The organism is Rhodococcus maanshanensis NBRC 100610, from assembly GCF_001894865.1.
GTDB classification, from domain to species: Bacteria; Actinomycetota; Actinomycetes; order Mycobacteriales; family Mycobacteriaceae; genus Rhodococcus_G; species Rhodococcus_G maanshanensis.
In genome coordinates, this window is the sequence record NZ_BCXA01000092.1 from 1 (window position 1) to 631 (window position 631).

A 631-nucleotide genomic window follows, 5' to 3' on the forward strand; every position below is an offset into this window, starting at 1 on the left:
CGAGGGGCTGCTTGGCTCTCGCGAAACACCTCGAACACGTCATCGTCGTGTAGGCGGGCCTCACCAACACCACCTTCCGGCCGGCCCGCACGCCACGCTCGATCAGTTCCCGCTTCGCCGAACCGATCGCGGCGTCCGCGGCCTTACGCGCCATCGTCGACTTCGCCAGGAATCTCGGCTTGAAGTCCTCTACCGCGATCAGATCATGGCCGTCCACTACCCGTTTCGCCCACACGCGGGAGTCGTGCTGGGTCTGTCGGGCAGCCTTCTTGTGCAGCTTCGCCGCCTCACGCCTCGCCCACAGGTACCCGTTCGACTGGGTTTGACCCTTGCGGTGTCGACGCGCCATCTTCCGTTGCGCTCGCGCGAGTTCAGCGGCGCACCGCTTCCGGCACCCCAGGTGCGGAAGGTCGAACTCGCGGCTCGTCGTGGTGGCCGTCGCGGCAACACCCCAGTCGATGCCGATCCCACCCGTCGCGTCCGGAGCGGGCGCGGCGTCGCGTCGGACGACGAACGAGGCGTACCAACACCCGAGCGCATCCCGGGTGATGCGGACGCTTGTCGGGTCGGACGGCAACGCCCGCGACCACACCACCGGAATGCTCAACCCCTTCGCCAGCACCAGCCGCCC

1 protein-coding gene is annotated in these 631 nt (G+C 68.3%); it reads right to left on the reverse strand.

The genetic code is table 11. From position 1 onward, the window contains the following. On the reverse strand, positions 1-622 hold a 622-nt coding region (locus tag RM1_RS25805; protein ID WP_369693561.1), incomplete at its 3' end, for an RNA-guided endonuclease InsQ/TnpB family protein. Between the last annotated feature and the right edge of the window lie 9 nt (positions 623-631).